Consider the following 24,181-nt stretch of genomic DNA (forward strand, 5'->3'; position numbering starts at 1 on the left):
CATCGGGGCATTCACCACTCGTCAGATCGGCGTGCGCTGCTCGCGCAATGTCACGCCTTGCCACGTTTCGCACAGTACGAGTTCAGCCATCAATTCGACAAGCGTTTGCCGGACGGCTACAGTCGCCGAGTGCATTGGCACGCCGTTCGGCCAGCAGATGCTCGCCGGTCTTCGGATGAGGGGATCGACGATCTTGCGCATCTTCGGCAAGCGCGCGCGGTCCAGTTGCGCGACGGCCGATGCGGGCAAGATCGTGCACGCGCGTCCCGAATGCGCGATGAGCAGCATCGACGGCAAGGAATCGATGTCGGCCACGATATTCAGCTCGACCTTTTCGCTCGAAAAGGTCCGCTCGATCAATAGCCGCAGGCCGTTCGAGACACCGGGCGCGACCAGCTTGACGCCCGCGAGCTTTGCAAGCGGACAGGTCGTCGAGCGCGGCGACAACCCGTTCTCCGGCTCGCCGAAAAGATAAAGCGTCTCGTCGAGAACGGGCAACGCCGAAATGCCGGGTGTGTCAGACTCGCGAAACAGGATGGCGAGATCGAGTCGTCCGTTGGCGAGCAGTTCGTTAAGGTAGCCGCTCATGCTCTCGAAGAATTGCAGACGGATTCCCGGATACTTGTCCTGAATCCGCTCGAACAACGGCACGGCCAGCACCGATGCCATCGTCGTCGGCAAGCCGAGCGCCACCGTCCCAGACTCTCCGCCAGCGCCCTTCGTCACTTCCTGCCTGAGCTGCTCCATTTGCCGCAGCACGAGCCGGGCGTGCCGGTAGAGCGCGTCGCCCTCGGCAGTCGGCGTGACGCCGTGATTACTGCGCAGAAGAAGGGACACGCCGAGTTCCTCTTCGAGCCGCGCCATCTGCTGACTCAGAGAAGGCTGCGCGACAAAGAGCTTCTCCGCCGCTTTGCCGAGACTGCCGTAATCGACGATGCTGACGAAGTAGCGAAGCTGGCGAACGTCCATGAGGGGCTTATCGGCAAGTGTGCGATTGCGTGAGGTCGGTCCCCGCGCGCAGACGGAACCTCATTCTATATCGACACACAAACGGGCGCCCCGTCGATGATCTTCACGTGCGATTCATCCGATGCGTGCAGCTTCGACGATGCTTTTTGCCCGTATGACCACCGGCCGGTCGACCATCTTCCCATCGACGGCGACGGCTGCTCCGTTGGCGTTCGCGGCCGCATCGAGCACACGCCTTGCCCACGACAGCTCCCTTTCGCTCGGCGTATAACATCGATTGACCGTAGCCACCTGTTTGGGATGAATGCAGAGCTTGCCTACAAAACCCCAGCGCTTGCCCATTATCGTTTCGGCTTCGAGAAATTCGGTGTCGCCGATGGCCTGTGTTACGCCGTCGACAGGCGCCCGAATATCGGCGACCCGCGAAATCGTTGCAAGCTTCGCGCGAAACGGGTTCAACTCGTCGCCGTCCGGCTCCATGCCCATGTCGGCGCAAAAATCCAGTGTGCCGAACATCAGTTGATGCACGAACGGCGCGCGGGCGATTTCGAGTGCATTCCAGATGCCCTTCGCGCTTTCAATCAACGGAAAGACCGGCATCCTGCTTTTTGTTCGCGAGACGAGCTCGATCACATCGGAGGCGCTTTCGGCTTTCGGCAACACGATGCCTGCCACACCGCGCAGCTTGCCCAGACCAGCGTCCTGCTCGAACCACGGCGTGCCCGCCGCGTTCACTCGAATCAGTACAGGACGCTCCCGCGAGAGCCAGGCGGCGATGGCCTGTCGTGCTCGGTCCTTGTCTTCCGGGGCGACAGCGTCCTCGAGATCGAGGATGACAGCGTCCGCCCCGCTGTTCAAAGCCTTCTCGAAGCGTTCCGGCTGATTACCCGAAACGAACAGAAACGATCGATGTAGCTGACGGCCAATTTTCGACATCTTAGCTCCTTAAAAAGTCGTCAGACGGCTACCACCAGCTCCGGCACAATAGTGAACAGATCACCCACCAGACCGTAATCGGCGACGCTGAAAATCGGCGCTTCCTCGTCCTTGTTGATCGCGACAATCACCTTCGAGTCCTTCATGCCGGCCAGATGCTGGATCGCGCCCGAGATGCCGACCGCCACGTACAGTTGCGGCGCGACGATCTTGCCCGTCTGGCCGACTTGATAGTCGTTCGGCACGAAGCCCGCGTCGACTGCCGCGCGCGATGCGCCCAGCGCTGCGCTCAGCTTGTCTGCCAGCGGCTCCAGCACCTTTGTGTAGTTCTCGCCGTTGCCCAGACCCCGGCCGCCCGAGACGATGATCTTCGCCGACGTCAGTTCCGGACGGTCAAGCTTCGTCACTTCGCGGCTCACGAATTGCGAGAGGCCCGTGTCGGCTGCCGCTTCGATCTTCTCGACCGTTGCGCTGCCGCCTTCTGCTGCAACCGGGTCGAAACCGGTCGTGCGAACTGTGATGACCTTGATCGGGTCAGCCGATTGCACCGTCGCGATCGCGTTACCCGCGTAGATCGGGCGTTCGAACGTGTCGGCCGAATCCACTGCGGTGATGTCGCTGATCTGTGCGACGTCGAGCTTCGCGGCGATACGCGGCGCGATGTTCTTGCCGTAGGCAGTCGCCGGCGCGAGGATGTGTGTGTAGTCCTTCGCGATGTTCAACACGGTTGCTTCGACGTTTTCTGCGAGGCCCGCTTCGAGTTGCGTCGCGTCGGCCAGCAATACTTTCGAAACACCTGCAATCTTCGCTGCTGCATCCGCCGCAGCTTGCGCGTTGTGCCCTGCCACCAGCACGTGGATATCGCCACCAATCTTCTGCGCGGCTGCAATCGTGTTCAGCGTCGCGGCCTTGATCGACGCATTGTCGTGTTCAGCAATTACCAGATTCGTCATTTCGTCCGTCTCCTCACAGCACCTTGGCTTCGGTCTTCAGCTTCTCGACCAGCGTCTTCACATCCGGCACCATCACACCGGCGGAGCGCTTCGGCGGCTCAGCGACTTTCAGCGTCTTCAGGCGCGGCGTGACGTCGACACCCAGGTCTTCCGGCTTGACGACTTCCAGCGGCTTCTTCTTCGCCTTCATGATGTTCGGCAGCGTCACATAGCGCGGCTCGTTCAGGCGCAGATCGGCGGTGACCACAGCCGGCAGCGTCAGCGACAACGTTTCGGCACCGCCATCCACTTCGCGCGAGACCGTAGCCTTGCCGTCCGCCACGACAACCTTCGACGCGAAGGTAGCTTGCGGCAGGTTAGCCAGTGCAGCCAGCATCTGGCCGGTCTGATTCGAATCGTCGTCGATGGCCTGCTTGCCGAGGATGACCAGCCCAGGCTGCTCCTTGTCGACCAGCGCCTTGAGCAGCTTGGCCACCGCCAGCGGCTGCAGCTCGTCGCCTGACTCGATCAGGATCGCGCGGTCCGCGCCGATCGCCAGCGCCGTGCGCAGCGTTTCCTGCGATTGCGTGACGCCCGCCGACACGGCGATCACTTCAGTCGCCACGCCCGCTTCCCTCAGACGCACCGCTTCTTCAACCGCGATTTCGTCGAACGGATTCATCGACATCTTCACGTTCGCGATGTCGACACCGGATTGATCCGACTTCACACCGACCTTCACGTTGGCGTCGACCACTCGTTTCACTGGCACCAGGACTTTCACGTCGTCTCCCGATCACGGGCACCGCGCCCGATGGAATCACATGACAACAGGAGCATCGACGGTGCCGCTTTTGTAGAAAGATCGCGAGGCCAATGCCTCGCTCAGCCTCTATTTGAAAGCCAGGCCGCCGGCAACGCAAATATCAGTTAGCTTTGCCAGCCATAGGTTTGTCCTATGGCTCAAAGTAAGGAACTTGGCACCGCTGCGACACCAGACCAGCAGCCACACTGCAGACCGCCAGAAACCTAGTCACTTTAATCGCGAAGTGGATCTCAGGCGTGAGTGGGGTCAGCGTTGTATCGACATCGCATGCAGACAAGCCACGTCATTCGCAAAACGACGCTCGCATCCCCACACGGAACAACGTTTTGCGAGTTGCGGGCTTCGTTCATCAACTTTTCACGGTCATAGCCGTCGTCACCGTTTCCGCCCACGCGGGGACGATCAGCACTGCAAGGAGATGCGTATGCAAGCGGCGGCAAACGCCAGCCCGTCCGCATGTCCTCCATGTCAGACGGTCCCAAACAGCGCTGGAAATACTGCGTGTGTCGGAGTCCAATGCTCGACGCAGTCCGTAGTGATGCACCCCATTCCGCGGGGAAAACCGCACTGCTGGCCGTGCGGGCGCAGTTTCGACTTTTGGGGGAAGTACATGATTGAGACGAATGCCAACGCGTGGTTGCAAACTGTCAAGGCAATCTGCAGATTGGGCGGAGCATGGCAGGCACCCGCCGCGCCTTCATCATCTCGGGGTTCCCGCAGACCTGTTGCCTTGCCCAACTGGAGCGAGCACAACAAACCAACTGTACGCGTAATCGACAAGCCGACCGCCCAGACGCTAACAGAATCATGGCGTGACGCGCTCTCCGGCCACTACGGTCATCAGACTTGGCGTCTTGCGATTGCGAGGAAATCAGGAACCTGTGTACTGACGGGCCGCCCTATCGCAAGAGGTGACGCCGTCTATCGACCTCGGGGTGGCGCGACGCCGCCAAACAACGCGGGAGCGATGATTACAGCCGATGGTATCGGGTTTGCGGTAGCTGAGTGATCAATCGCGGGTTCTACCGCGAATCAGGACAGGCACCATCCAAAAAACAGTCGAACCGGAAGCGCTGACCGCACAATCGCGGCCGGCCACTGCGATGATTTCCATGACAAAGCACCTCCGTCACTGATCCTTTGACTGCTGCCTGACGGTCCTGGCGATAAGATGGACCGATCGGGAACGCACGCGGACACAATCCGGACTCAACACCGCGATGGACTTTTCGCATTGGCCTAAAGAGTCGATCTGGCAGAGACGGACCTCGGAGAGCGCTCTGGCGTGACCATTCCCTCCTCGATCATCACCGACTTGGCAAACTCGCTGAAGATGGTTACCGCCCGCGGGATATGGCGGCGATTCAGGTACACGAAATAGATTCCGACGTCATGGAGGCCGTATCCCGGAGCTACCGTTTGCAAGAGCTGCTTCTGGAGGTACCCCGCGGTCAGCACCGAAGGCAACAGCGCGATACCAAGCCCTGATATCGCCGCGCTAAGCTGAGCTTGTATAGTGTTTGCCTGAAAGCGACCACTGATCTGACATTCGACTGGACCGTCGGGACCGTCAAGGTGCCAGATGACCGGTGTACCGGCCCGGCTCGGCGGTGTTATGCACTCGTGCGCGGCCAGGTCCATCGGTGTCATCGGGGCGCCACGCCCCTCGAGGTAGTGTGGACTGGCGACCAGGGTGGATTCACTCCAGCCAACCTGGCGCGCCACAAGCGTGGGCTCGGTCACCTTGCCCGCGCGTAACGCCACGTCTATGCCGTCACCCATCAGGTCGGCTTTGGAGTCACTTAGGTGGAATTCGAGACAGATGCCGGGATACTTTGCCGCAAACTCCGCAATCCGGTCCATCGGAAACCAGCTAAATAAGTCGACAGCCGCTGCCACCCGGACCCTGCCAACAGCCACCTCGCCAGCATCCGTGAGCTGCTGCACCGATTGGCCGAGGGCGTCGATCTGTTCCGCGCATTGCGAAAAAAATGAGGCACCAGCGTCTGTCATCACCAGCCGCCGCGTCGAGCGTTGCATCAAGCGCACTCCCAGGGCACGTTCGAGTTCCCTGATCCGCCGGCTGCAGGTGCTGGGGGGGACGCCCAGCTTCCGTCCCGCCTCAGCAAAGCTGCCTGCTCGTATGACGCTTACGAATAGAGAGATATCGTTCAGGTCCATCTTGGATTGCGTTCAAATTTGCACGAGTGCATGCCATTCTACCGTCTGGCAATGGAATGAGCGGTTGTCTAGTATTCAATACGTCTACTGGCGTCGGTCATAAACCTTCAGTCCGGGAGTGAGGACCTGAAAGAGCCCGTAGACAGCCGGTTCGCTTTTCGCCAGATCTGCCATGAACTGGCGCCGCCCCCCGTCTCGCGGCAAGCATACCGCAAATACAACGCACTTTAATCAGGATACCGTAATGACTGTCATATCTGTGATTGTAGGAAGCACTCGTCAGGGTCGTTTTTCGGAGAAGCCTGCGAAATGGATACATGAACAGCTGGAGCGACGCGGGATTCAGGCACGCCTGCTGGACCTGCGTGATTTTCCGATGCCGTTTTTTGACGAGCCCGTGCCGCCGGCCATGCCTGGACGCGCGGCGTACGCCAACGAAGTCGTTCAACGCTGGACCGCTGCTGTTGCCGAATCTGACGGCTTTGTGGTCGTAACTCCTGAATACAACTTCGGACCATCTGCGGTACTCAAGAACGCGCTGGACTGGGTCTACCCGGAATGGAATCGCAAAGCCATTGCGTTTGTGAGCTACGGCGGTGCGGGCGGAACTCGAAGCGTCCAGCAATTGCGCGAGACAGCAGTCGAACTGCAGCTCGCGCCCATCCGTTCCTCCGTGCACATTCCCGCTGCAACGCTTTGGACTCACTTCCAGGGAGGCGATGTCGAAGCAGGACTCGCGGAACTTGAAGCACCCGCAAATGCGATGATTGACGATTTGCTCTGGTGGACGTCGGCGCTGCACGTCGCACGCACGTCGTCCAAGGCGGACGCCGCGTAACGGCAACCGTCCGGGTCGATCGCTTCTTGCCAGCAGCAAGGATGCCACAGGCGCTCGCGGATTGAACCACCGTCGATCAGCGTGACGATTGTCGATCGCCCCTCGAAGGCGGTGACTGGCCCCGCTTGATGTTAGCGGGTGCCGCTGTCAGACACACGGCTATTTGGCGCGCGTGGTCTTTTGATCGCGGCGCCTTCCCCGCCCTCGTTGACTTTTCGCATCTGCCACCTTCGCGTCGTTTATCACGTGTACGCGAAAACAACGGACACCCTCTACCTCATCAACTTACGGGATAACAGCATGAACATTTCCTGCCAGGACACGCCGGTACGTGCAATCGAACACCGAACGCGAGGCCACAAACATGGATCGATTACGCGGCTCATGAACCCGTCGGACCTCGGCAATATCTTGAAGCCCTTCGTATTCCTTGACCTGTTCGACCATGACGGGCCGCCCTTCGAAGGCGGACTGCACCCGCATTCGGGCATTGCCACCCTGACCTACATATTTGAGGGAGTCCTCGACTATACGGATCCCGACGATGTCAGAGGCAAGTTGCCAGCCGGTGGCGTCGAATGGATGCAGGCAGGTCGTGGGATGTGGCATGGCGGTGGAATCGGTGCAGCCGGACGGACTCGCGGCTTCCAGCTCTGGGTTGCTTTACCTCCCGATTCGGAACTTGGGCCGACGATCAGTCGATATCTTGCTCCTGATGAAGTCAAGAGCGAAGGACCTGTTCGAGTGCTGCTTGGAAGTTACGGCAATGCATCAAGCGCGATCCGGTCACCATCGTCCATCAATTACCTTGCTGTTCGGTTAAAGGCAGGCGAACGCTGGCGTTACGAGCCGCCAGTTGACCACGCGGTGTTGTGGACGGCCATCGCATCCGGTTCAGTGCTGGTCCCTGACCGTCTGGACTACGGGGTCCTCGCAACCTTCGCTCCGTCGAGCCAGCCAGTCGAGTTTGAAGCAGCCAGCGACACCGAGTTCGTCGTCGGCTCTGCTGCACCCCATGACCACAGTCTTGTCCTTGGTTACTACTCAGTGCATTCAACGCCAGCCGCACTGCGTGAAGGCGAGGCGCACATATCAAGGCTCCGTAACCAGCTTGTGAAGGAAGGTCGGCTGTAACTTCCTCCGGTACTTCATAAGCCGCTCGCAATGCACATGGGACGCGGACCCTGCAGGAGACATTCATGAGCTATCGAGAAAGGTCATTACGTGCCCTTGTCGACAAATGGCTAGGAGCCGGCACCGAACGGTGCATCAGGGTCGTCAGTTTCAACCATTCGCGGCGCTCGACATGGCGGTATGCATGCATCGAAGCTACCTGCGCAAGCGGCACGTTCGCGATCTTCTTCTTCCGACATGACGATGGAACGTGGCGCGTGTTTCCCCCCGAACGCAAACGCCCTGAGATGCATCCGGCCACCATGATCTCATGACCGCAGTCGGCCCTGGTGCTCCCGGTTCCCGGGCGGTACGCTGTCCTCCGCACCGCGTCACCCGCGGTGCCCGGCGGCGCTGAAAAAATGTCACTGCACATGCTCGGTCACCAGCGATCTGAACCGGCCCACATGCCGGATTCGGTCAGGCGGGTTTGGCCTCCAGCGGCCACTATGGGCTGACCCGCCTCGCAACCGCCCCGTTCTCCACGATCACTGCACGGCGAACCATTGCGCGCGAGCGTTCCTCATTCAGCCGATCCATTTCTCCGACCAATACACAACGCTGATCCTGGGTTCGACGTCGCGTCGCACCGGAAGCGCTTCAAGCCTTTTCTCCCTCACTGCTTTCCGGCCGCGGGCATGCGTCAAAAAGGAAGTTTGCTACACCCGGACGGCCGTCCGGCTGGGGTTCGCACGAACGCTATCGACACCAGTTCGCGCCAAGTGCGGGTTTGCGATAAGTCCCGGACCTGACTTTATCGTATATATAATTGAACTTATCTGGCGTTGTTCTTCAGCGTAGTCAGGCGACAGATCGACGCATACGGATGCCTACAACGACATCGGAGACACAAATGAAAGCATGGAAAGCAATGGCGCTTGCCTGCACCCTCGCGATTGGCTATCACGCCTGCCTTGCGGAGGTGTCTGCAGACGAGGCAAAGGATCTGGGGGGCTCCCTCACGCCGGTCGGAGCGACAAAAGCGGCAAACGCGGACGGTACCATCCCCGCCTGGACTGGCGGACTGACAACACCTCCGGCAGGTTATGTGCGCAAGCTTGCGCCCGGCGCATATATCGACCCATACAAGGACGAAAAACCAGTCCTGCGTATCGATAGCAAGAACATGTCGCAGTATGCGGATCGTCTGAGCGCCGGGGCACGTGAACTGCTCAAGCGGAATCCTGACTACTATCTCGACATTTATCCGACGCACCGCACAGCTGCTTTTCCCGAGTCCGTGTACGAGGCTACCCGGGGCAACGCGACAAAGTGCAAGACGCTTCAGGGCGGCCTCAGCCTTGATTCCAGTTGCAGGGGTGGGATTCCGTTTCCGATTCCCAAAACGGGCTACGAAGCAATGTGGAACCACCTTGTGGCATATCAGCCGCCCGTCGCCCTTCACAATTCCGATGTCTGGATCGTTGATACATCGGGACACCCTTACCTCGCCAGCGAGGTGGATGGCTATATTGAAATGCCGTTCTACATGGGAGACAAACGGTCTGATGTTGAAAAATACAACTTTGTAGTGTTCAACTTCACGAACCCTCCCCGATCGCGAGGAGAGATCGTCACCTACGCGGACTATCTCGATCCTATTAAGCAACCGCGTCGTGCCTGGGATTTCGATCCGGGCCAACGCAGGATGAAACTCGCACCGACGTTTGCCTATGACACTCCCGCCGCACCGGCAGCCGGCACCTCCTTCTTCGACGACACGTTCCTTTTTTCAGGCGCGATGGACCGGTTTGACTTCAAGCTCGTAGGAAAGAAGGAGATGTACATACCCTACAACACCTACAAGCTTTCGATGCAGTGCCTCGGACAGAAGGCACTTAAGGCGCACACGCTCGATCCGACCTGCGAGCGTTGGGAGTTGCATCGCGTATGGGTGGTTGAGGCCACTTTGAAAGCGGGAATGCGACACGCGTACAGCAAACGGGTCCTGTATCTCGACGAGGACAACCCGGCGGCTGGTATGGCTGATAACTACGATAGCGGCGGCAACCTTTACCGTGGCCTGTTCGTCTACCCCTTTCAAGTCTATGACGCTGCGAGCCCCTTCGGATCGATGTATTCCGTCTTCGATTTCGTTAAGGGCAATTACTCCATCAACGTCCTTCTTAGTCCGAGCGGCTACTACGACTTCCATCCCAAGATCCCTGGAGAGCGAGAGTTGACCCCGGAAGCGCTCGCAGGCAGTGGCAACGACTGAACCTGAGAATGCCTGAGATGGATCCGACATAAGAGAACCATTTCGGAGGACAAGGGGCATCAGACGATGCCCCTCGATGGTTCCCCACCATGCGCTTCACCAAGGCACACCAGCCACGACTAACTTGTATTTCATAATACATATATTTCGTAATCCATACTTATCTACAAACCGTCTCGCTTTAGCACCCGCTGTCCAGTTAATCGATCACACGAATCTCCAGTCAGGATTGACCGGGGGAGCCTCAAAAACTATTAACGGAGACTATGCATCATGGCAACCCAGCAATATAGTGGCACTTCGTCCAACATTATTCGACCAGGCCTTCAGCTGGCTATGGTTGCCGCGTATTTGCTGTTTGCGGGTGATCCGGCGAAGGCGTTCGAGGTAGATACAGGGATTCCAGACTTGAGCGTGTCCTGGACCAATACGTTCGGGTACACGGGCGGTGTACGCACCCAAGCTCAACGCCAATACATTATCAATTCTGCCGCAGGCGGATCCGATCTGAAGTTCGGGCAGGGCGACATCAATACGAGCCGGTTCAGCCTGCTGTCAGAACTTGTAGTGAAGTATCAAAACAACTACGGCTTTCGTATCAGCGGCGATGGTTGGTATGACCCTGCATATAGTGCATCCAAGGCGGACATCAATCCGCTTTTCGGCGCCAGCGGCTACGCAAACAATTCGTTCAGTGGGTATACCACCCACTACTATCGCGGCCCGGGGGCGGAACTTCTTGACGCCTATGCGTTTGGAAAATTCTTTGTCGGCGATGTACCGATCAACGTAAAGATCGGACGACATACCCAGTATTGGGGTGAAGCCGTTTTCTCCAATACATATGCTGTCTCATATTCCCAATCTCCGGTAGACGGCATCAAAGGCAGCACGAACCCAGGTGCCGAGATCAAGACTCTCTTTCTGCCCCTGAATGCAGTATCGCTTCAATCACAAGTCACACCTTCTGTTTCACTCGGCGCCCAATACTTTCTTGAATGGGAACCAACACGCTTTCCGGTTGGAGGCACCTACTTCGGGGGTGCCGACTTCCTCTACAAGGGTCCGAATCAGCTCCCCTTACCTGGAGGCGGAGCCTTGCCACAGATCGGAGCGCTCGAGCCCAAGAACACGGGAAATTTTGGAGTAAACGTCCAGTGGAATGTCGCGCCGATCGAAACGAAGTTCGGTTTCTACTACCGGAAGTTTGACGACTACACGCCGTGGGTTGCACCTGAAATAACGGCCAACGCATATCGGCTGGTTTATCCGCAAAGCACCCAACTCTTTGGCGTCACTGCGGCGCGGGACATTGCGGGTGCGAGCATCGGAGCGGAGATTTCCTATCGTAAGAACACGGCCCTGTCTCCTTCGGGAATCAACCCGGTAAATAATCAGGGCCCGTCAGGCAACACCTGGAATGCCGTGCTCAACGCAATCTGGGTACTCGACAAGACCCGTTTCTATGACACAGGAAGCGCCATACTTGAACTTACCTTCAACCATCTGTCGGCGGTGACAAGCAATCCAACGCAGTTCAACGGTGTTGGCTACGGTTCATGCACATACAAATGGAACGGATGCGCGACCAAAGATTTTGTTGGCGTCGCTTACAGCTTCGATCCACAGTGGCTGCAGGTGTTCCCATCGGTCGACATCGATATGCCGGTCTTCATCAACTATGGTCTCTACGGGAACGCCGCGAACAACGGCGGTGGTTACCAAGGGGCGGCGACCTATTCCATTGGGGTCAACTTCAAGTATCAAAGCAAGTACGATCTTACGCTGAGCTATGAAGGTTTCTACGCCAGGACACACAACCAGGGACCCGCAGTGCTCGCCAACGGTGCCGCAGCGTACAACGACAAGGGGTGGGTTTTCCTCACCTTTAAGGCCGGATTCTAACGTTCCACTTCATGTGTGAACCAGGAGGGGAACTGTATGCGGCTGTTTCATTTGACGACCTGTTTGATCGCGACTCTAGGTATTTCATTTAACGCGATCGCGACGCCCTTGAACTTTTCTGACCCTGTGGAGCGACCCGCCCTGCTGACCGGGAGTTCTATTCGCGCTCCCGTCATGGCCATAGCACACGCAGGTTCGACGCTCATTGCGGTCGGCCAGCGCGGTCATATTTTGCGCGCTGCCTCGTCGGACTCAACGTGGCATCAGGTGGGAGCCCCCGTGTCCACGGATCTGGTCGCTGTCTCGTTCCCCTCCCCGGGTCGCGGATGGGCAGTGGGACATGATGGCGTAGTCCTCCGCACCGTGGACGGTGGTGCAACGTGGACGCGTCAGATGGACGGAAACGAGGCGTACAAGATCCAGCTGGCGTACTACGAAAAGCTCGGCGCGAGCGGGGATGCCACCGCGCAACGCGAGGCCAGTCGGCTCAAGAAGAACGCATCCCGCACGCCGGCGTGGCCTTTTCTGGACGTCTGGTTCAGGAACGACAGTGACGGGTACCTCGTCGGTGCCTTCGGCATCGTTCTTCATACGTCGGACGCTGGAAAAAACTGGGTACCACTCACCGATCGCCTTGACAATCCTCAGCGAATGCATCTTTACGCGATTCAGGGCGATCAGGATGACGTTTATATTGCGGGCGAGCACGGCACCGCCTTGAGGCTGGACCCGGCAACCGGCAGGTTCCGCTCCATGAATCCGCCCTATACGGGGTCCTTTTTTGGTGTCGCGGCGCGTGATGGACAGATCGTCATCTACGGACTTAACGGGCATGCGTTCCTCAGCGAAGATCGCGGACGAACGTGGAAGGCTCTCAACACGGGTACAACTCAGACGATCGTCGGGCACACCACGACGCCAAAAGGCGATCTGCTATTTGCTACAAGCGGAGGAAAAATCATGCGACTTCATGGCACAAGCATCGACTTCGATGAAGTGGGTGTCGCAAAGGCCGGAGAAATTTTCGGGATAACCATGTTCAACGAGCACACGGCGGTTGTTGCAACCTCAGTCGGGCCGAAATCCGTGCAGCTGAGCAATCAGGACTGACTGATCGCCGGCAAGTCGTGTTTTCTGGACTTATTCTCAAGGACCGCATCGTGACAGTGCCAGTAAATTCACCATCTGCTGAGACGGACAACATGCCCGTCATCCGGGACCCGCGTGATTTTGATTCAAATTCGGGCAGTTTGGCCGAACGACTGATCTTCAACCATCGGCTCATTGTGGTTGCTATCTGTGCGCTCATTACCCTCTTCCTCGGCTTTCACGCGACCCGACTTTCCGTGAACGCAAGTTTCGAGAAGACGATTCCCAGTTCGCATCCTTATATTAAAAACTACCTCGAAAATGCAAAAGAGCTCCGGGGCCTGGGTAATACATTACGGATCGTCGTGGAGAACAGAAACGGCGACATTTATGATCCTCGCTATCTTGAAACGCTTAAAAAAGTCAACGACTCCGTGTATCTCATGCAAGGCGTCGACAGGTCGTGGATGAAGTCCCTCTGGATGCCCCTAGTCCGGTGGACCGAAGTCACAGAAGATGGATACAGCGGCGGACCGGTGATGCCGGCTGACTTCAACGGCTCATCGGATAGCATCTCGGCATTGCGCAAAAATGTCACCCGAGCCGGCATATCGGGCACCCTTGTTGCCAACGATCAACGGTCGAGCATGATCATCGTTCCGCTTCTCGATCGCGATGTCAGGACAGGAGCTCCTCTCGATTACCGCGTCTTCTCCCACGAACTGGAACGGAGGATACGCGCCGCCCAGACACCGGACGTAGACATCCATATCGTCGGATTTGGAAAACTCGTCGGCGACCTCATGGATGGACTGGTCGACGTTGCACGATTCTTTGGCGTCGCCGTAGCAATTGCGACGGCATTTCTCTTCTGGTACACGCGCTGCTGGCGCAGCACCGTGCTACTGGTATTGATCTCATTGACCGGCGTCGTCTGGCTGCTAGGCTTGATGCAGCTGACGGGATACGACCTTGACCCATACTCCATCCTGGTACCGTTCCTGATCTTTGCCATAGGGCTGTCGCACGGTTCGCAGAAGATGAATGGCATCATGCAGGACATCGCGCGCGGTACACATCGATACGTTGCCGCACGATATACATTCCGCCGACTCTTTCTCGCAGGTCTCACGGCTTTGCTCACTAACATCGTGGGGTTCGCCGTCCTGATGCTTATCGACATACCCATCATCAGAAACATGGCGCTGCAGACCAGTATTGGAGTCTGTATTCTGATTGTGACGAAGCTGATTCTGATACCCGTCATGCTCTCGTACGTTGGGGTAAGTCCAAAGGCGGCAGCACGCCACGCAAACAATGATGAACGGGAAATCGAAGGCTCAGCTTTAACCCGACACTGGTGGAATCACCTTGATGTGCTGACCGAACGTCGATGGGCGCTAACGGTAGTTGCAATTTTTCTCACAATCGGAATGGCAGGCTTCGTAGTCAGCCAGCGAGTAAAGGTGGGTGATCTGGATCCCGGCGCTCCTGAACTCCGCAAATCGTCCCGCTACAATCGCGACGACGCATATGTGACCGCACACTACGGGCTGTCCAGTGACCAGTTTGCTGTTATCGTCAAGACACCTGCCAATGAATGTGCGAGCTGGGCCAATCTTGTAGGAATGGATGACCTCACCTGGTCGCTAGCCCAACTGCCTGGCGTCCAGACTGTCGTATCGCTTCCAGATATCATTCGGCACGTGACCGCCGGCCAGTTCGACGGCAACGGCAAATGGCAAACAATCAGCCGGGATCAGCGTCTTGTCGACGCCGCCTTTTCAGCTGTCCAATCTGCTGCGCCAGACGCGACGGATGAGTCCTGTTCGGTCACACCGATCATCGCGTATCTGACGGATCATAAGGCCGCTACACTCTCACGTGTCCTCGATGAAGTGGTCGACTATGGTAAGAAGCACGATTCGTCGAACATCCAATTCCTGCCTGCCGCGGGGTCAGCTGGAATCGAAGCTATCACCAACGTCGTCGTTCAGGCGGCCAACCGCAACATGCTCATACTGCTGTATGGCGCAGTTTCGGTCCTGTGTCTCCTTACCTTCCGAAGTTGGCGCGCCGTCGTTGTCGCCCTCGTCCCACTCGTCATTACGTCAGTGCTATGCGAAGCGCTGATGGTCGCACTCGGCATCGGAATCAAGGTTGCAACTTTGCCGGTTACGGCGCTCGGTGTAGGCGTCGGCGTTGACTACGCGCTTTACTTACTCAGCGTCCAGCTTGCCATGCAACGCAGTGGTGCGACATTAACAGTCGCTTATCGAAAATCTGTCATGTTCACGGGCAAGGTAGTCGGGCTGGTTGGAGTCACTCTGGCCGCTGGGGTAATCACCTGGGCATGGTCTCCGATCAAGTTCCAGGCCGATATGGGTATCCTGCTTGCGTTTATGTTTCTCTGGAACATGTTGGGCGCAGTTGTATTGATACCGGCATTGTCCTACTTCCTTCTGCGTGATGCGTTCGATACCACAGACGTCAAAAGCACATCTGCCCTGGAGGAAGGACACATCGCCAGTGGTGCAAGCACAGAATCAAGTGACGATGGGCCGGCAAACATTCGAACCGCAAGCTGAAAAAAGCGTTCAAAGATGCCACTATCGGCCCCCAGCTCGAAGCCGACTGCTTCACCTGGCCATCTGGACGCGAGGCCGTCACGCTGAGAGCCGAGCAACTGGCCGGTTCTCAGCATTGACCTCGCAGTCACCTGGGAGCATCCCCGGCGTTACTACGAACTTATAGGCTGAACGCAAGGCGTACTGGCATGGTCTAACCGGCCATGCCAAACGACACCGTCATGCTGAATGCCGAGGAGTATCAGCAGCTGGCCGCCTGCGCGCCGAAGCGTAAGCGAGTTCTCAGTACCGTCTGGAACTAACCGGTGAATTTTGCTACCTTGGTGTCCACCAAATAATGCGGAGCACCCGATTAACTGCGTGGACGAACTCACGCCGTGGATCGTTGCAGACCAGCTTCGCGCGCACCAGTAGATCCAGGATCTAAGTCAGGGCGTCACCAGCTACACGCTTACGTCTGGTCACCGTGTACGTCCACCTCAGGCGGCGGCAGCTTCACCGACACCACCTTCAGCCGCGTGAGTAGCGTCGGCGTATCAACCAGCTTTTCGTTCCAGAACAGATCGCCGTCCTTGTTGACCGGGATCTCGATGCTAAGTGAACAAAGAATTCCATATTTGGATTCCTGCGCGTGCGTAGGAAAGATCGGAGTGAATCGGCGTTCGCCATGCCACCCTTTGCGTTCAGCATTTCGGGGATAGTTGGCAAACGTAGATAGGCAAAGCGGCACGTACGGCGATCTTCGCCGGATGCCTGTTCCGTCGCGGGCGACAGTTCCAGCGCATCGAGATGGAAAACGCGGATGGCCTCGCTAGGTTGTCGGCCCACCGAGCGCCGACAAGCGCCTCAGACGCCGCTGGCGACCCACGGTCCGGGTTCCCCCTTCAGAACGCCTTCAGCGCGGCTGACCGACGTAAGATCGACTGGCTCGCACAGCAGAGGCAGGAAGGCGACGACGATAAGAAGCCGGTCGTCCCGACGCCCATCAGTTCGCCCTACATTGTGTGTGGGTGACACCCCAACGCTGCACTCCTCTCCGTTCATCCCCCTGCCTTCGCGTCCAAATCCGACCTGCCGAAATAGAGGCTATGTACACGCCCTGAATGAATGGCGCTGCGGTTACGCCCGTGTGCCCGGGTATCACGCGTGTGCCTTCTTGTGCAGCCTGCGTTTGGTACCTAGCATAGGCTAGGTACCGTTTTTATACCTGAATCCAAACCAGACAAGGAACAACGTATGACGACCATTTCGGTCATTATCGGCAGTACCCGCGAAGGCCGCTTTTCCGAGAAGCCTGCCAGATGGATTTTCGAGCAAATTCAGAAGCGCGAAGGGGTTAAAGCGCAATTGCTGGACCTGCGAGATTTCCCGCTCCCATTTTTCGACCAGCCAGTGCCCCCTGCCATGCCTGGGCGCGCACCCTATGAGAATGAGGTCGTCAAGAAGTGGACGGCTGAAATCGCTCAGTCGGATGGCTTCGTCTTCGTGACGCCCGAATACAACTACGGTCCCTCCGCAGTCCTCAAGAATTCGATCGATTGGGTCTATCCGGAATGGAACCGTAAAGCTACGGCCTTCGTGAGCTATGGCGGCGCGGCGGGTGCACGTAGCGTTCAGCAACTCCGTGAAATCGCGGTCGAGTTGCAGCTTGCCCCGGTCCGCTCGGCGGTCCATATCCCCGCCGCTACCCTGTGGGCGCACTTTCAGGGTGGCGATGTCGAGGCCGGCCTGGCCGAGCAGGAAGCCCAGGCCGGGGTGATGATCGACGATCTTCTTTGGTGGGCAAAGGCGCTGAAGACGGCGCGTAGCTAAGCTTGAAATGAACGACTCATCAACCTATTCCAACTGAGGAAAAAAGTTATGTCCAAGCAGATTTCTTACGTCGCCACCTTTGGCCGGTTTCTGATCGCAGTGATCTTTCTGGTCAGCGGCTACGGCAAAATCACCGAACCAGCCATGACGCTCGGCTACATAAACGCCGTGCACCTCCCGTTACCGATTTTTGCTTTTACCATCGCCATCATCGTCGAGATCGGCGGCAGCCTATTTCTCATCCTTGGATTGCAGACGCGTATTGTCGGGGTGGCCATGGCCATTTATTGCGTCGCGACCGCGCTGAGCTTCCACAACAACTTTGCCGACCCCAATCAGATGATGAACTTCCTGAAAAACATCTCGATGGCGGGTGGACTACTCCAGGTTGTCGCCTTTGGTGCGGGCAGCTTCAGCCTCGACAAGCGGGTCGCGGGTTCGCAGATTACGACGCGGAGCGCGATCTGAGCGGGTCGCACTACGGCCAAGAGATTCACAAGTGGACGGCTCATGGATAATGCCGTCTCGTCGCCCCCGTGAAGGACATCGTGTCCGGTCCGATACCGATCCTACAGACTGGCTGGATGATCGCGGGGGCCCGTCTCGCGGTTAAACCCTATTCGATGATGATTTCCAGGCGCAAACTCAAGCGAGAGAAGCTTGAAGTTTCTACAATGGCACGTTGTTATCGGCTTGACGATCGCTCGGCCATGCGAATCCGCCGCGTACCTTGCACTTCGGAATGGGCCTCGCTCTCCGACCGTTCATCAAATGCTTCCCGCGAGGCGAGAATGTTTGTCACGTTTGTGCGGGCCCAGCTACAGACCGGCTCGACCGCGCCCCATAAGGTGCGTCCAAGCGCGGTCAGTTCGTAGTCGACGCGCGGCGGCATGGTGGGCGTTACCGTCCGAGTCACCAGCCCGTCGCGCTCCAGGCTGCGGAGAGTGAGCGTGAGCATCCTCTGTGAGATACCGCCTACCGTGCGCTTGATCTCATTGAAGCGTTTCGGCCCGTCACTGAGCAGGACGACAATGAGCATCGTCCACTTGTCACCAACTCGAGTCAGCACGGAGTTGACGGCGCGACAATCGGGATTGGAGGGGTCGGGTAGTTGGACGGTCATTTCAATGTACGTAGATATCAGCAGCGTGCCTTCTTGCGCAGCATAGCATTCGTACCTAATCTAGGCTATGCAATGATTTTATAACCGTCCAGAATCCCTTGCGAAGATACGAACGGCTAGCAAGCAGGACCGACTTGGTCTTTGTTCGATTGCACGTCATGTGGAAAGACATACCTATGTCCTAGGTTCTAGCCAAAGCGGCATCATCGAACTTGGTCCGTACGATCGCACAACGCACCCGGAGCCGAACGAGCGGTCCCGTTACACGCCTCATGAGCCCATCGGACTTCGATGAAATCCTGAAGCCCTTCGTTTTTCTCGATCTGTTCGATCACGAAGGTGAAGCGTTCAAAGGTGGCCTGCATCTGCATTCAGGAATTGCAACTCTGACCTAGGGTAAGCGCTGCGCGAGCGCCGTCGTGACAGGCGGCCGGGTTCTTCAGGCGTTTGCGCGAAGCTGGTCCGCAACCACCAACGACTTGAGTTCGTTCACGCGGTTGATCGCGTGGTCGGCGATGCGCGGGAGCACGAAGCGCAGATACGCCTCAGAATCGACGTCGTTGAGTTTCGCAGTGCGGATGATGCTGTAGATCGCGGCAGCGCGTTCGCCACCCGAGTCAGCGCCGGCGAACAGATAGTTACGTCGGCCGATGGCCACCCCGCGCGACGCGCGCTCGACTGGCAGGTTGTCGATTTCGAGCCGGCCGTCATCGCAATCGCGTGAATGCCTCCCACCGTTTCAGGGCGTAGAGGATCGCCCGACTCGTGTCGGATTTGCGCGAGAGTGTTTCCAGCGTTGGTGTGAGCCACGCATGGAAGTGCTCGAGTAGCGGCCGAGTGTGTTCTCTTCGACACGTGCGGCGTTCATCGGGAGGCTTGTCGCGAAGCGACTCTTCAAACTTATACCTCGTCGAAATACCTGAATAATTTGATCGAAAAGGATCAGCGGGGCATCAAATGCGAGACCGGGTCCATGCTCGGGTTCAAGAATTTCGACTGCGCAGTAATCTCGCTCATCGGTGTTGGACTCTCGCGTCGAATTCGCAAGGGCCAGCTTGCCTTGGGCCGGGTGCGCCTCAACGATAAGACTCCGTCTTCGTGCAGCACAATGCTCGCCGAATGGAATGCACAGCAAATCCGACGTTCAGCGTCCTAACTTCAGTTTCGTGCGCCAGAATCCAAAAAACGCCCGCCATAAAGGCGGGCAAAACTCGCTTCACTTGGATTCTAGTTGGCACTAATGTCGCCAGTCGCCACCACTCACTCGCTCTGAGTGCGAGGCCATGTTCATGGCTTACCGGCTATCGTGGTTGGACCAACGTGCGAAGAAGGTTCGCGTGGTCTTCGCTCTCCCATTGCAGTATTTCGATGAACGGCGAACCGTGCGTCCTGGCTTGCGTCGAGGCGTGCATCGCGCGTTAGTTATACAACGGCTTCGCCGTGGAGGGCCAGGTCGAGACCTTCTTGCTCCTCCTCTTCCGTCACGCGCAGGCCCATCACCATGTCGATCACCTTCAGCAGGATGTAGCTCACCACGCCGCTGTAGACCAGCGTCGTCAGCACGCCCTTGGCTTGCAGAATGACGCTGCCGTCCGAACCGCCGATGTCCTTGACCGCGAACACACCGGTCAGCAGCGCACCCACGATACCGCCGATGCAGTGCACGCCGAACGCGTCGAGCGAGTCGTCGTAACCGAGCTTGTGCTTGAGCCACGTGGCCGACCAGAAGCAGATCACGCCTGCCGCGATGCCGATCACCAGCGAACCCGTCATACCGACGAAGCCCGAAGCCGGCGTAATCGCCACCAGACCTGCCACGGCACCCGACACGATACCGAGTACCGACGGCTTACCCTTGGTTGCCCATTCGGCGAACATCCATGCGAGTGCTGCTCCCGCGGTTGCCACTTGCGTTGCGAACATGGCGAAGCCGGCACGGCCGTCTGCCGCCACGGCCGAACCCGCGTTGAAGCCGAACCAGCCTACCCACAGCATGGCGCCACCGATCAGCGTGAGCGTCAGGTTGTGCGGCGCCATGGCTTCCCTGCCGTAGCCGACACGCTTGCCGAGCACCAGCGCGCAGACCAGCGCCGCGATACCGGCATTGATGTGCACCACCGTGCCGCCCGCAAAGTCGAGGATGCCCGCGCTAGCCAGCCAGCCGGTCGGTTCCCAGACCATGTGCGCGATCGGCGAGTAGACGATGATCGACCACAGCGTCATGAACACGAGCATTGCCGAGAACTTCATACGGTCGGCAAACGCGCCCGTGATCAGTGCCGGGGTAATGATCGCGAACGTCATCTGATAGACGACGTAGACCGTTTCCGGGATCGTCGGTGCAAGGTGGCTGACGGTCAGCGTCGTGGCCTTGTCGCCGTGGATGTAGTTCATACCCGCCATGAAGAAGCGCGAGAAGCCGCCGATGAACGAGTTACCCGGCGTGAAGGCGAGGCTGTAGCCCACCACGACCCAGATGATCGACACGAGGCAGGTGATCGCGAAGCTTTGCATCAGGATCGCGAGCACGCTCTTCTTGCGGACCATGCCGCCGTAGAACAGCGCCAGACCCGGGATCGTCATGAACAGCACGAGTGAGGTGGAGGTCAGCATCCAGGCGGTGTCGCCCGAATTGATCTTCGACGAATCGACCGAGAACGGCGCGGTCGGCGCTGCCGGTGCGGCGGCAGCGGATGCGGCCGATGCATCAGGTGCGGCTGCGGCGCTGGCAGCCGGCGCGGCGGACGCGTCCGCGGCCGGTGCCGAAGCCGCGGCGGCAGCAGGGGCTGCCGAGGCGTCCGGTGCAGGCGCGCTCGCCGTCGTATCGGAAGCAGCTGCCGAGGCAGCCGCAGGGGCGGAAGCGTCGTCCGCGAGGGCGGCGCCGATACCGCCCGCGAGCAGCGAACCGGCCATCAGCAAGGACATCATTAATTTGCGCATCTCTAGTTTCCTCTTGTCGCTATCTTTTGATGTTACAGAGCGTCCGCGCCGGCCTCCCCGGTGCGGATCCGAATCACCTGTTCGATCGGCGTGACAAAGATCTTGCCGTCGCCAATCTTCCCGGTGCGTGCCGCGCGTTCAAGCGCCTCGATCGCCTGATCGACGATGTCGTCCGAGACAGCCGCCTCGATCTTCACCTTCGGCAGGAAATCGACCACGTATTCCGCGCCCCGATACAGCTCCGTATGCCCCTTCTGACGGCCGAACCCTTTGACTTCCGTCACCGTGATGCCCGAGACGCCGATGGCCGACAAGGCTTCGCGGGCCTCATCGAGCATGAACGGCTTGATGATTGCGGTAATGAGTTTCATGGACTCCTCAGCTATTGGATACAAAACGCAGAATCCTTCTTTGGATCTGCGATCCTTTCCTGCCGGGAGTAACCAAGAGCAACTGCCATGCCAACTAGATCATCATCGTTGAAAGAAGTGTCAGTGGCAAATCGGCTAGACGCGATGGACTGTCAGCGTGACTGCGGTAGCGCTTGCATATGCGCACCGAGCATCTGATCCGATACATTGGTTAAGCGGGTGAAGTCATGGCACGTTCATGTCGACAATGTTCCTTTGAACATTCATATCGCACTACATAATGACGTCTGAAACGGTGCACCCGCACCGGAACTAACCACAGCCAGGATACGATGACCGAAGAAGGGGCGCCCGCCACACAAATATCTTTGCAATCACCTTTCGCATAAAGATTATTGAACTGTAACCGCGACCAACTCAGATTCGAAATACGCCGACCACGCTATCTCCTGCGCAACTGAACGGATAGTCAAAGCATGCTGGAACTCGCACACTACGATGCCGATTCGAGTGAGTCTGCTCTGTCGCCCCGTATACCCGTTACGTACGCGTGAAGTCCTGGGAATGGCCCGCTGCACTTTTTTTCTTCGGGCACAATGAGCGAGTGCGGCACGTATTCCTGCCTGAAGCAGGACGCGAAGCAAGAAAATATGCAAACGTGAGACGGCGGTGATATCGGACAGAGCTAACCTGCCACGGGATCATCATGTTGGAAGGGCAACATACAAAACGCTCCGAAACTCGAATGAGTTCCAATTGATGCATTACTTGCCACAAGCAAATAGTTGACCCGCGACGCCTGTCTTGTTGCGATCTACGATGAATGGAGAGGGCATAAAGGTGGAGCGCTTGCCCAAACCGAAGATCAGGTTCACTACCGCGGCGTCCCCATCGATGCGAAACACGACGCGCCATCTTAGCGAGAATCCAATTGGGACTTCCAGACCTCGTGCAATTTTCCGGAAATGACGCATCGCTCCAGCCATCCTTCGCCCGATTCGGCGATTTGACGCTTTCGAGCGCTTTTCAACCAATTTTTAGCTTTTCACACCACACTCCGATCGGCTACGAGGCACTGCTCCGCGCACACGATTCGTTCGGCAACGAAGTTGCACCTCTGAAAGTACTGAACCGCCCTGCTGCACCGGGGCGCTGGAACAACCTCGAGCGCAGTATTCAATTGTTTCACGCGTCCAATTTCATGCGAGTAGCAAATGCACATCAGCGGCTCTTTCTCAATGCCCGACCGGACAGTTTCATCACCTCGGATGCCTATCGCCGTCTCGTCGAAGACACACTAGCGCGCTTGCAATTGATGCCCGAACGTATTGTCCTCGAAGTTCTCGAAACACCGAACGGGGATCTCGAGCGATTACTCGACGGTATCGCCTCATTTCGGCGGCAGGGTTTTCTGATAGCACTCGACGACTTCGGTGCAGGTCATTCGAACATCGATCGGGTCTGGCGACTTCAACCCGATATCGTCAAACTGGATCGCAGCGTCATCACACAGGCGGCTCGGGAACCTCGCGTTGCGCGCATGTTGTCGCGCTTGGTCTCGCTATTGCACGAAACCGGCGCATTAGTCCTGGTCGAAGGCGTGGAAACGCAATCTGAAGCACTTCTGTCGATGGAGTGCGATGCGGATTTCGTGCAAGGATTTTACTTTGCACGCCCTGCTCCGGGCAAAGTAGATGAGGAGTCTTGTCGTGCCGCCATGGACTCGATATCTGAGACGTTTCGCGCCCGCGTAGAACTGAATGCACGCACGAAGACCACTCTTCTGTCGGCTTACACGGACGCCCTACAAACAGCGGGAGAGAAGCTTTGCGTCGGCATCGATTTGCCTCGTGCTACAGAAGACCTCCTACGCCTGGAGGGCGCAGTCCGCTGCTATCTACTAGACGGTCAAGGTTATCAGATCGGAGACGACATCAAAGCCACGCAACCTTGCGTTTCAGCACCAAATCTGTTTCGATCCACGGCCGTGGCGTCGGGAGGTTGTTGGGACAGGCGTCCATACTTTCGCGATGCAATCAGCGAACCAGGGACGGTGCAGATTTCCGAACCCTACCTGTCAATCAGCGGGATGCACCTGTGTGTCACGTTTTCAATCGCGATCTCTGCCAGAGGATCAATGTGGGTGTTGTGCGCGGATACTGACTGGCAACACATGGCAGGGCGCTATGACGTCGGCAATGCGATGAGCTGGAATCGGTGACAAGAAGTTCGTCGGTTGCAACGTGAATCCGGGGTTTCACCTGCCGTTGACCGTCTTTC

General features: G+C 57.9%; 19 protein-coding genes and 2 pseudogenes. 11 read left to right on the top strand and 10 right to left on the bottom strand.

All coding sequences use genetic code 11. The features are described 5' to 3' along the window. Window positions 1-21: 21 nt before the first annotated feature. The 4 genes from P3T25_RS26575 to P3T25_RS26590 all read right to left on the bottom strand — a co-directional run bounded on the left by P3T25_RS26575 (window position 22) and on the right by P3T25_RS26590 (window position 3,621). Entirely contained in the window at window positions 22-969 is a 948-nt protein-coding gene (locus P3T25_RS26575) for a LysR substrate-binding domain-containing protein (RefSeq protein ID WP_429359546.1), read from the bottom strand. 114 nt (window positions 970-1,083) lie between these two features. Beyond that, window positions 1,084-1,905, bottom strand: a complete 822-nt coding sequence (locus P3T25_RS26580; protein ID WP_429359548.1) for an HpcH/HpaI aldolase/citrate lyase family protein — start codon at window positions 1,903-1,905, stop codon at window positions 1,084-1,086. A gap of 20 nt (window positions 1,906-1,925) precedes the next feature. After that, on the bottom strand, window positions 1,926-2,858 hold the full coding sequence (locus P3T25_RS26585; RefSeq protein ID WP_429359550.1) for an electron transfer flavoprotein subunit alpha/FixB family protein: 933 nt from the start codon (window positions 2,856-2,858) through the stop codon (window positions 1,926-1,928). Window positions 2,859-2,871: 13 nt separating this feature from the next. Then, window positions 2,872-3,621, bottom strand: coding sequence for an electron transfer flavoprotein subunit beta/FixA family protein (locus P3T25_RS26590; protein WP_429359551.1), 750 nt, complete (start codon window positions 3,619-3,621; stop codon window positions 2,872-2,874). A 652-nt stretch (window positions 3,622-4,273) separates the two neighbouring features. Between P3T25_RS26590 and P3T25_RS26595 the strand changes: the two genes are divergently transcribed. After that, window positions 4,274-4,672 carry a DUF3331 domain-containing protein gene (locus P3T25_RS26595; RefSeq protein WP_429359553.1) on the top strand — a complete coding sequence of 133 codons (399 nt, stop codon included), beginning with the start codon at window positions 4,274-4,276 and terminating at the stop codon, window positions 4,670-4,672. 230 nt (window positions 4,673-4,902) lie between these two features. Here the strand turns inward: P3T25_RS26595 and P3T25_RS26600 are convergent, their stop codons facing one another. Beyond that, entirely contained in the window at window positions 4,903-5,844 is a 942-nt protein-coding gene (locus P3T25_RS26600) for a LysR family transcriptional regulator (protein WP_429359555.1), read from the bottom strand. A 172-nt stretch (window positions 5,845-6,016) separates the two neighbouring features. Between P3T25_RS26600 and P3T25_RS26605 the strand changes: the two genes are divergently transcribed. The 6 genes from P3T25_RS26605 to P3T25_RS26630 all read left to right on the top strand — a co-directional run bounded on the left by P3T25_RS26605 (window position 6,017) and on the right by P3T25_RS26630 (window position 15,655). Continuing rightward, a complete protein-coding gene (locus P3T25_RS26605; protein ID WP_429359557.1) occupies window positions 6,017-6,682 on the top strand; it encodes an NADPH-dependent FMN reductase in 666 nt (221 codons plus the stop codon). A 300-nt stretch (window positions 6,683-6,982) separates the two neighbouring features. After that, on the top strand, window positions 6,983-7,816 hold the full coding sequence (locus P3T25_RS26610) for a pirin family protein (protein WP_429359559.1): 834 nt from the start codon (window positions 6,983-6,985) through the stop codon (window positions 7,814-7,816). 892 nt (window positions 7,817-8,708) lie between these two features. After that, a complete protein-coding gene (locus P3T25_RS26615; RefSeq protein ID WP_429359561.1) occupies window positions 8,709-10,073 on the top strand; it encodes a DUF1329 domain-containing protein in 1,365 nt (454 codons plus the stop codon). A 273-nt stretch (window positions 10,074-10,346) separates the two neighbouring features. Beyond that, window positions 10,347-11,978, top strand: a complete 1,632-nt coding sequence (locus P3T25_RS26620; RefSeq protein WP_429359563.1) for a DUF1302 domain-containing protein — start codon at window positions 10,347-10,349, stop codon at window positions 11,976-11,978. Between the two features lie 36 nt (window positions 11,979-12,014). Then, a complete protein-coding gene (locus P3T25_RS26625) occupies window positions 12,015-13,088 on the top strand; it encodes a YCF48-related protein (RefSeq protein ID WP_429359565.1) in 1,074 nt (357 codons plus the stop codon). A gap of 92 nt (window positions 13,089-13,180) precedes the next feature. Then, window positions 13,181-15,655 carry an efflux RND transporter permease subunit gene (locus P3T25_RS26630; RefSeq protein ID WP_429359719.1) on the top strand — a complete coding sequence of 825 codons (2,475 nt, stop codon included), beginning with the start codon at window positions 13,181-13,183 and terminating at the stop codon, window positions 15,653-15,655. Window positions 15,656-16,109: 454 nt separating this feature from the next. Here the strand turns inward: P3T25_RS26630 and P3T25_RS26635 are convergent. Then, a pseudogene (locus P3T25_RS26635) lies at window positions 16,110-16,250 on the bottom strand (biopolymer transporter ExbD); the annotation flags it as partial. Window positions 16,251-16,891: 641 nt separating this feature from the next. Between P3T25_RS26635 and P3T25_RS26640 the strand changes: the two are divergent. Both P3T25_RS26640 and P3T25_RS26645 read left to right on the top strand, forming a co-directional pair. Continuing rightward, window positions 16,892-17,467 carry an NADPH-dependent FMN reductase gene (locus P3T25_RS26640; protein ID WP_429359567.1) on the top strand — a complete coding sequence of 192 codons (576 nt, stop codon included), beginning with the start codon at window positions 16,892-16,894 and terminating at the stop codon, window positions 17,465-17,467. A 48-nt stretch (window positions 17,468-17,515) separates the two neighbouring features. Beyond that, window positions 17,516-17,935, top strand: coding sequence for a DoxX family protein (locus P3T25_RS26645; RefSeq protein ID WP_429359569.1), 420 nt, complete (start codon window positions 17,516-17,518; stop codon window positions 17,933-17,935). Between the two features lie 217 nt (window positions 17,936-18,152). Here P3T25_RS26645 and P3T25_RS26650 read toward each other — a convergent pair whose 3' ends face one another. After that, complete coding sequence (locus P3T25_RS26650; protein ID WP_429359571.1) at window positions 18,153-18,590, bottom strand: winged helix-turn-helix transcriptional regulator; 438 nt, start codon at window positions 18,588-18,590, stop codon at window positions 18,153-18,155. A 272-nt stretch (window positions 18,591-18,862) separates the two neighbouring features. Between P3T25_RS26650 and P3T25_RS26655 the strand changes: the two genes are divergently transcribed. After that, complete coding sequence (locus tag P3T25_RS26655) at window positions 18,863-18,985, top strand: hypothetical protein (RefSeq protein ID WP_429359573.1); 123 nt, start codon at window positions 18,863-18,865, stop codon at window positions 18,983-18,985. A gap of 44 nt (window positions 18,986-19,029) precedes the next feature. Here P3T25_RS26655 and P3T25_RS26660 read toward each other — a convergent pair. From P3T25_RS26660 to P3T25_RS26670, 3 genes and pseudogenes are all read right to left on the bottom strand, one after another. Next, a pseudogene (locus P3T25_RS26660) lies at window positions 19,030-19,507 on the bottom strand (IS66 family transposase); the annotation flags it as partial. A 505-nt stretch (window positions 19,508-20,012) separates the two neighbouring features. After that, window positions 20,013-21,530 carry an ammonium transporter gene (locus P3T25_RS26665; protein WP_429359575.1) on the bottom strand — a complete coding sequence of 506 codons (1,518 nt, stop codon included), beginning with the start codon at window positions 21,528-21,530 and terminating at the stop codon, window positions 20,013-20,015. A gap of 32 nt (window positions 21,531-21,562) precedes the next feature. Further along, window positions 21,563-21,901: a P-II family nitrogen regulator gene (locus P3T25_RS26670; protein WP_429359577.1), complete on the bottom strand. Its 339-nt coding sequence runs from the start codon at window positions 21,899-21,901 to the stop codon at window positions 21,563-21,565. A 931-nt stretch (window positions 21,902-22,832) separates the two neighbouring features. Here P3T25_RS26670 and P3T25_RS26675 point away from each other — a divergent pair. Beyond that, window positions 22,833-24,122, top strand: coding sequence for an EAL domain-containing protein (locus tag P3T25_RS26675; RefSeq protein ID WP_429359579.1), 1,290 nt, complete (start codon window positions 22,833-22,835; stop codon window positions 24,120-24,122). Window positions 24,123-24,181 lie beyond the last annotated feature (59 nt).

This window comes from Paraburkholderia sp. GAS32 (assembly GCF_050434225.1).
Lineage (GTDB): Bacteria > Pseudomonadota > Gammaproteobacteria > Burkholderiales > Burkholderiaceae > Paraburkholderia > Paraburkholderia madseniana.

Coding starts and splice junctions, on each gene's coding strand:
- P3T25_RS26575 (WP_429359546.1), bottom strand. CDS start 969: ATGGACGTTCGCCAGCTTCGCTACTTCGTCAGCATCGTCGATTACGGC.
- P3T25_RS26580 (WP_429359548.1), bottom strand. CDS start 1,905: ATGTCGAAAATTGGCCGTCAGCTACATCGATCGTTTCTGTTCGTTTCG.
- P3T25_RS26585 (WP_429359550.1), bottom strand. CDS start 2,858: ATGACGAATCTGGTAATTGCTGAACACGACAATGCGTCGATCAAGGCC.
- P3T25_RS26595 (WP_429359553.1), top strand. CDS start 4,274: ATGATTGAGACGAATGCCAACGCGTGGTTGCAAACTGTCAAGGCAATC.
- P3T25_RS26600 (WP_429359555.1), bottom strand. CDS start 5,844: ATGGACCTGAACGATATCTCTCTATTCGTAAGCGTCATACGAGCAGGC.
- P3T25_RS26605 (WP_429359557.1), top strand. CDS start 6,017: ATGAACTGGCGCCGCCCCCCGTCTCGCGGCAAGCATACCGCAAATACA.
- P3T25_RS26610 (WP_429359559.1), top strand. CDS start 6,983: ATGAACATTTCCTGCCAGGACACGCCGGTACGTGCAATCGAACACCGA.
- P3T25_RS26615 (WP_429359561.1), top strand. CDS start 8,709: ATGAAAGCATGGAAAGCAATGGCGCTTGCCTGCACCCTCGCGATTGGC.
- P3T25_RS26620 (WP_429359563.1), top strand. CDS start 10,347: ATGGCAACCCAGCAATATAGTGGCACTTCGTCCAACATTATTCGACCA.
- P3T25_RS26625 (WP_429359565.1), top strand. CDS start 12,015: ATGCGGCTGTTTCATTTGACGACCTGTTTGATCGCGACTCTAGGTATT.
- P3T25_RS26630 (WP_429359719.1), top strand. CDS start 13,181: ATGCCCGTCATCCGGGACCCGCGTGATTTTGATTCAAATTCGGGCAGT.
- P3T25_RS26640 (WP_429359567.1), top strand. CDS start 16,892: ATGACGACCATTTCGGTCATTATCGGCAGTACCCGCGAAGGCCGCTTT.
- P3T25_RS26645 (WP_429359569.1), top strand. CDS start 17,516: ATGTCCAAGCAGATTTCTTACGTCGCCACCTTTGGCCGGTTTCTGATC.
- P3T25_RS26650 (WP_429359571.1), bottom strand. CDS start 18,590: ATGACCGTCCAACTACCCGACCCCTCCAATCCCGATTGTCGCGCCGTC.
- P3T25_RS26655 (WP_429359573.1), top strand. CDS start 18,863: ATGAGCCCATCGGACTTCGATGAAATCCTGAAGCCCTTCGTTTTTCTC.
- P3T25_RS26665 (WP_429359575.1), bottom strand. CDS start 21,530: ATGCGCAAATTAATGATGTCCTTGCTGATGGCCGGTTCGCTGCTCGCG.
- P3T25_RS26670 (WP_429359577.1), bottom strand. CDS start 21,901: ATGAAACTCATTACCGCAATCATCAAGCCGTTCATGCTCGATGAGGCC.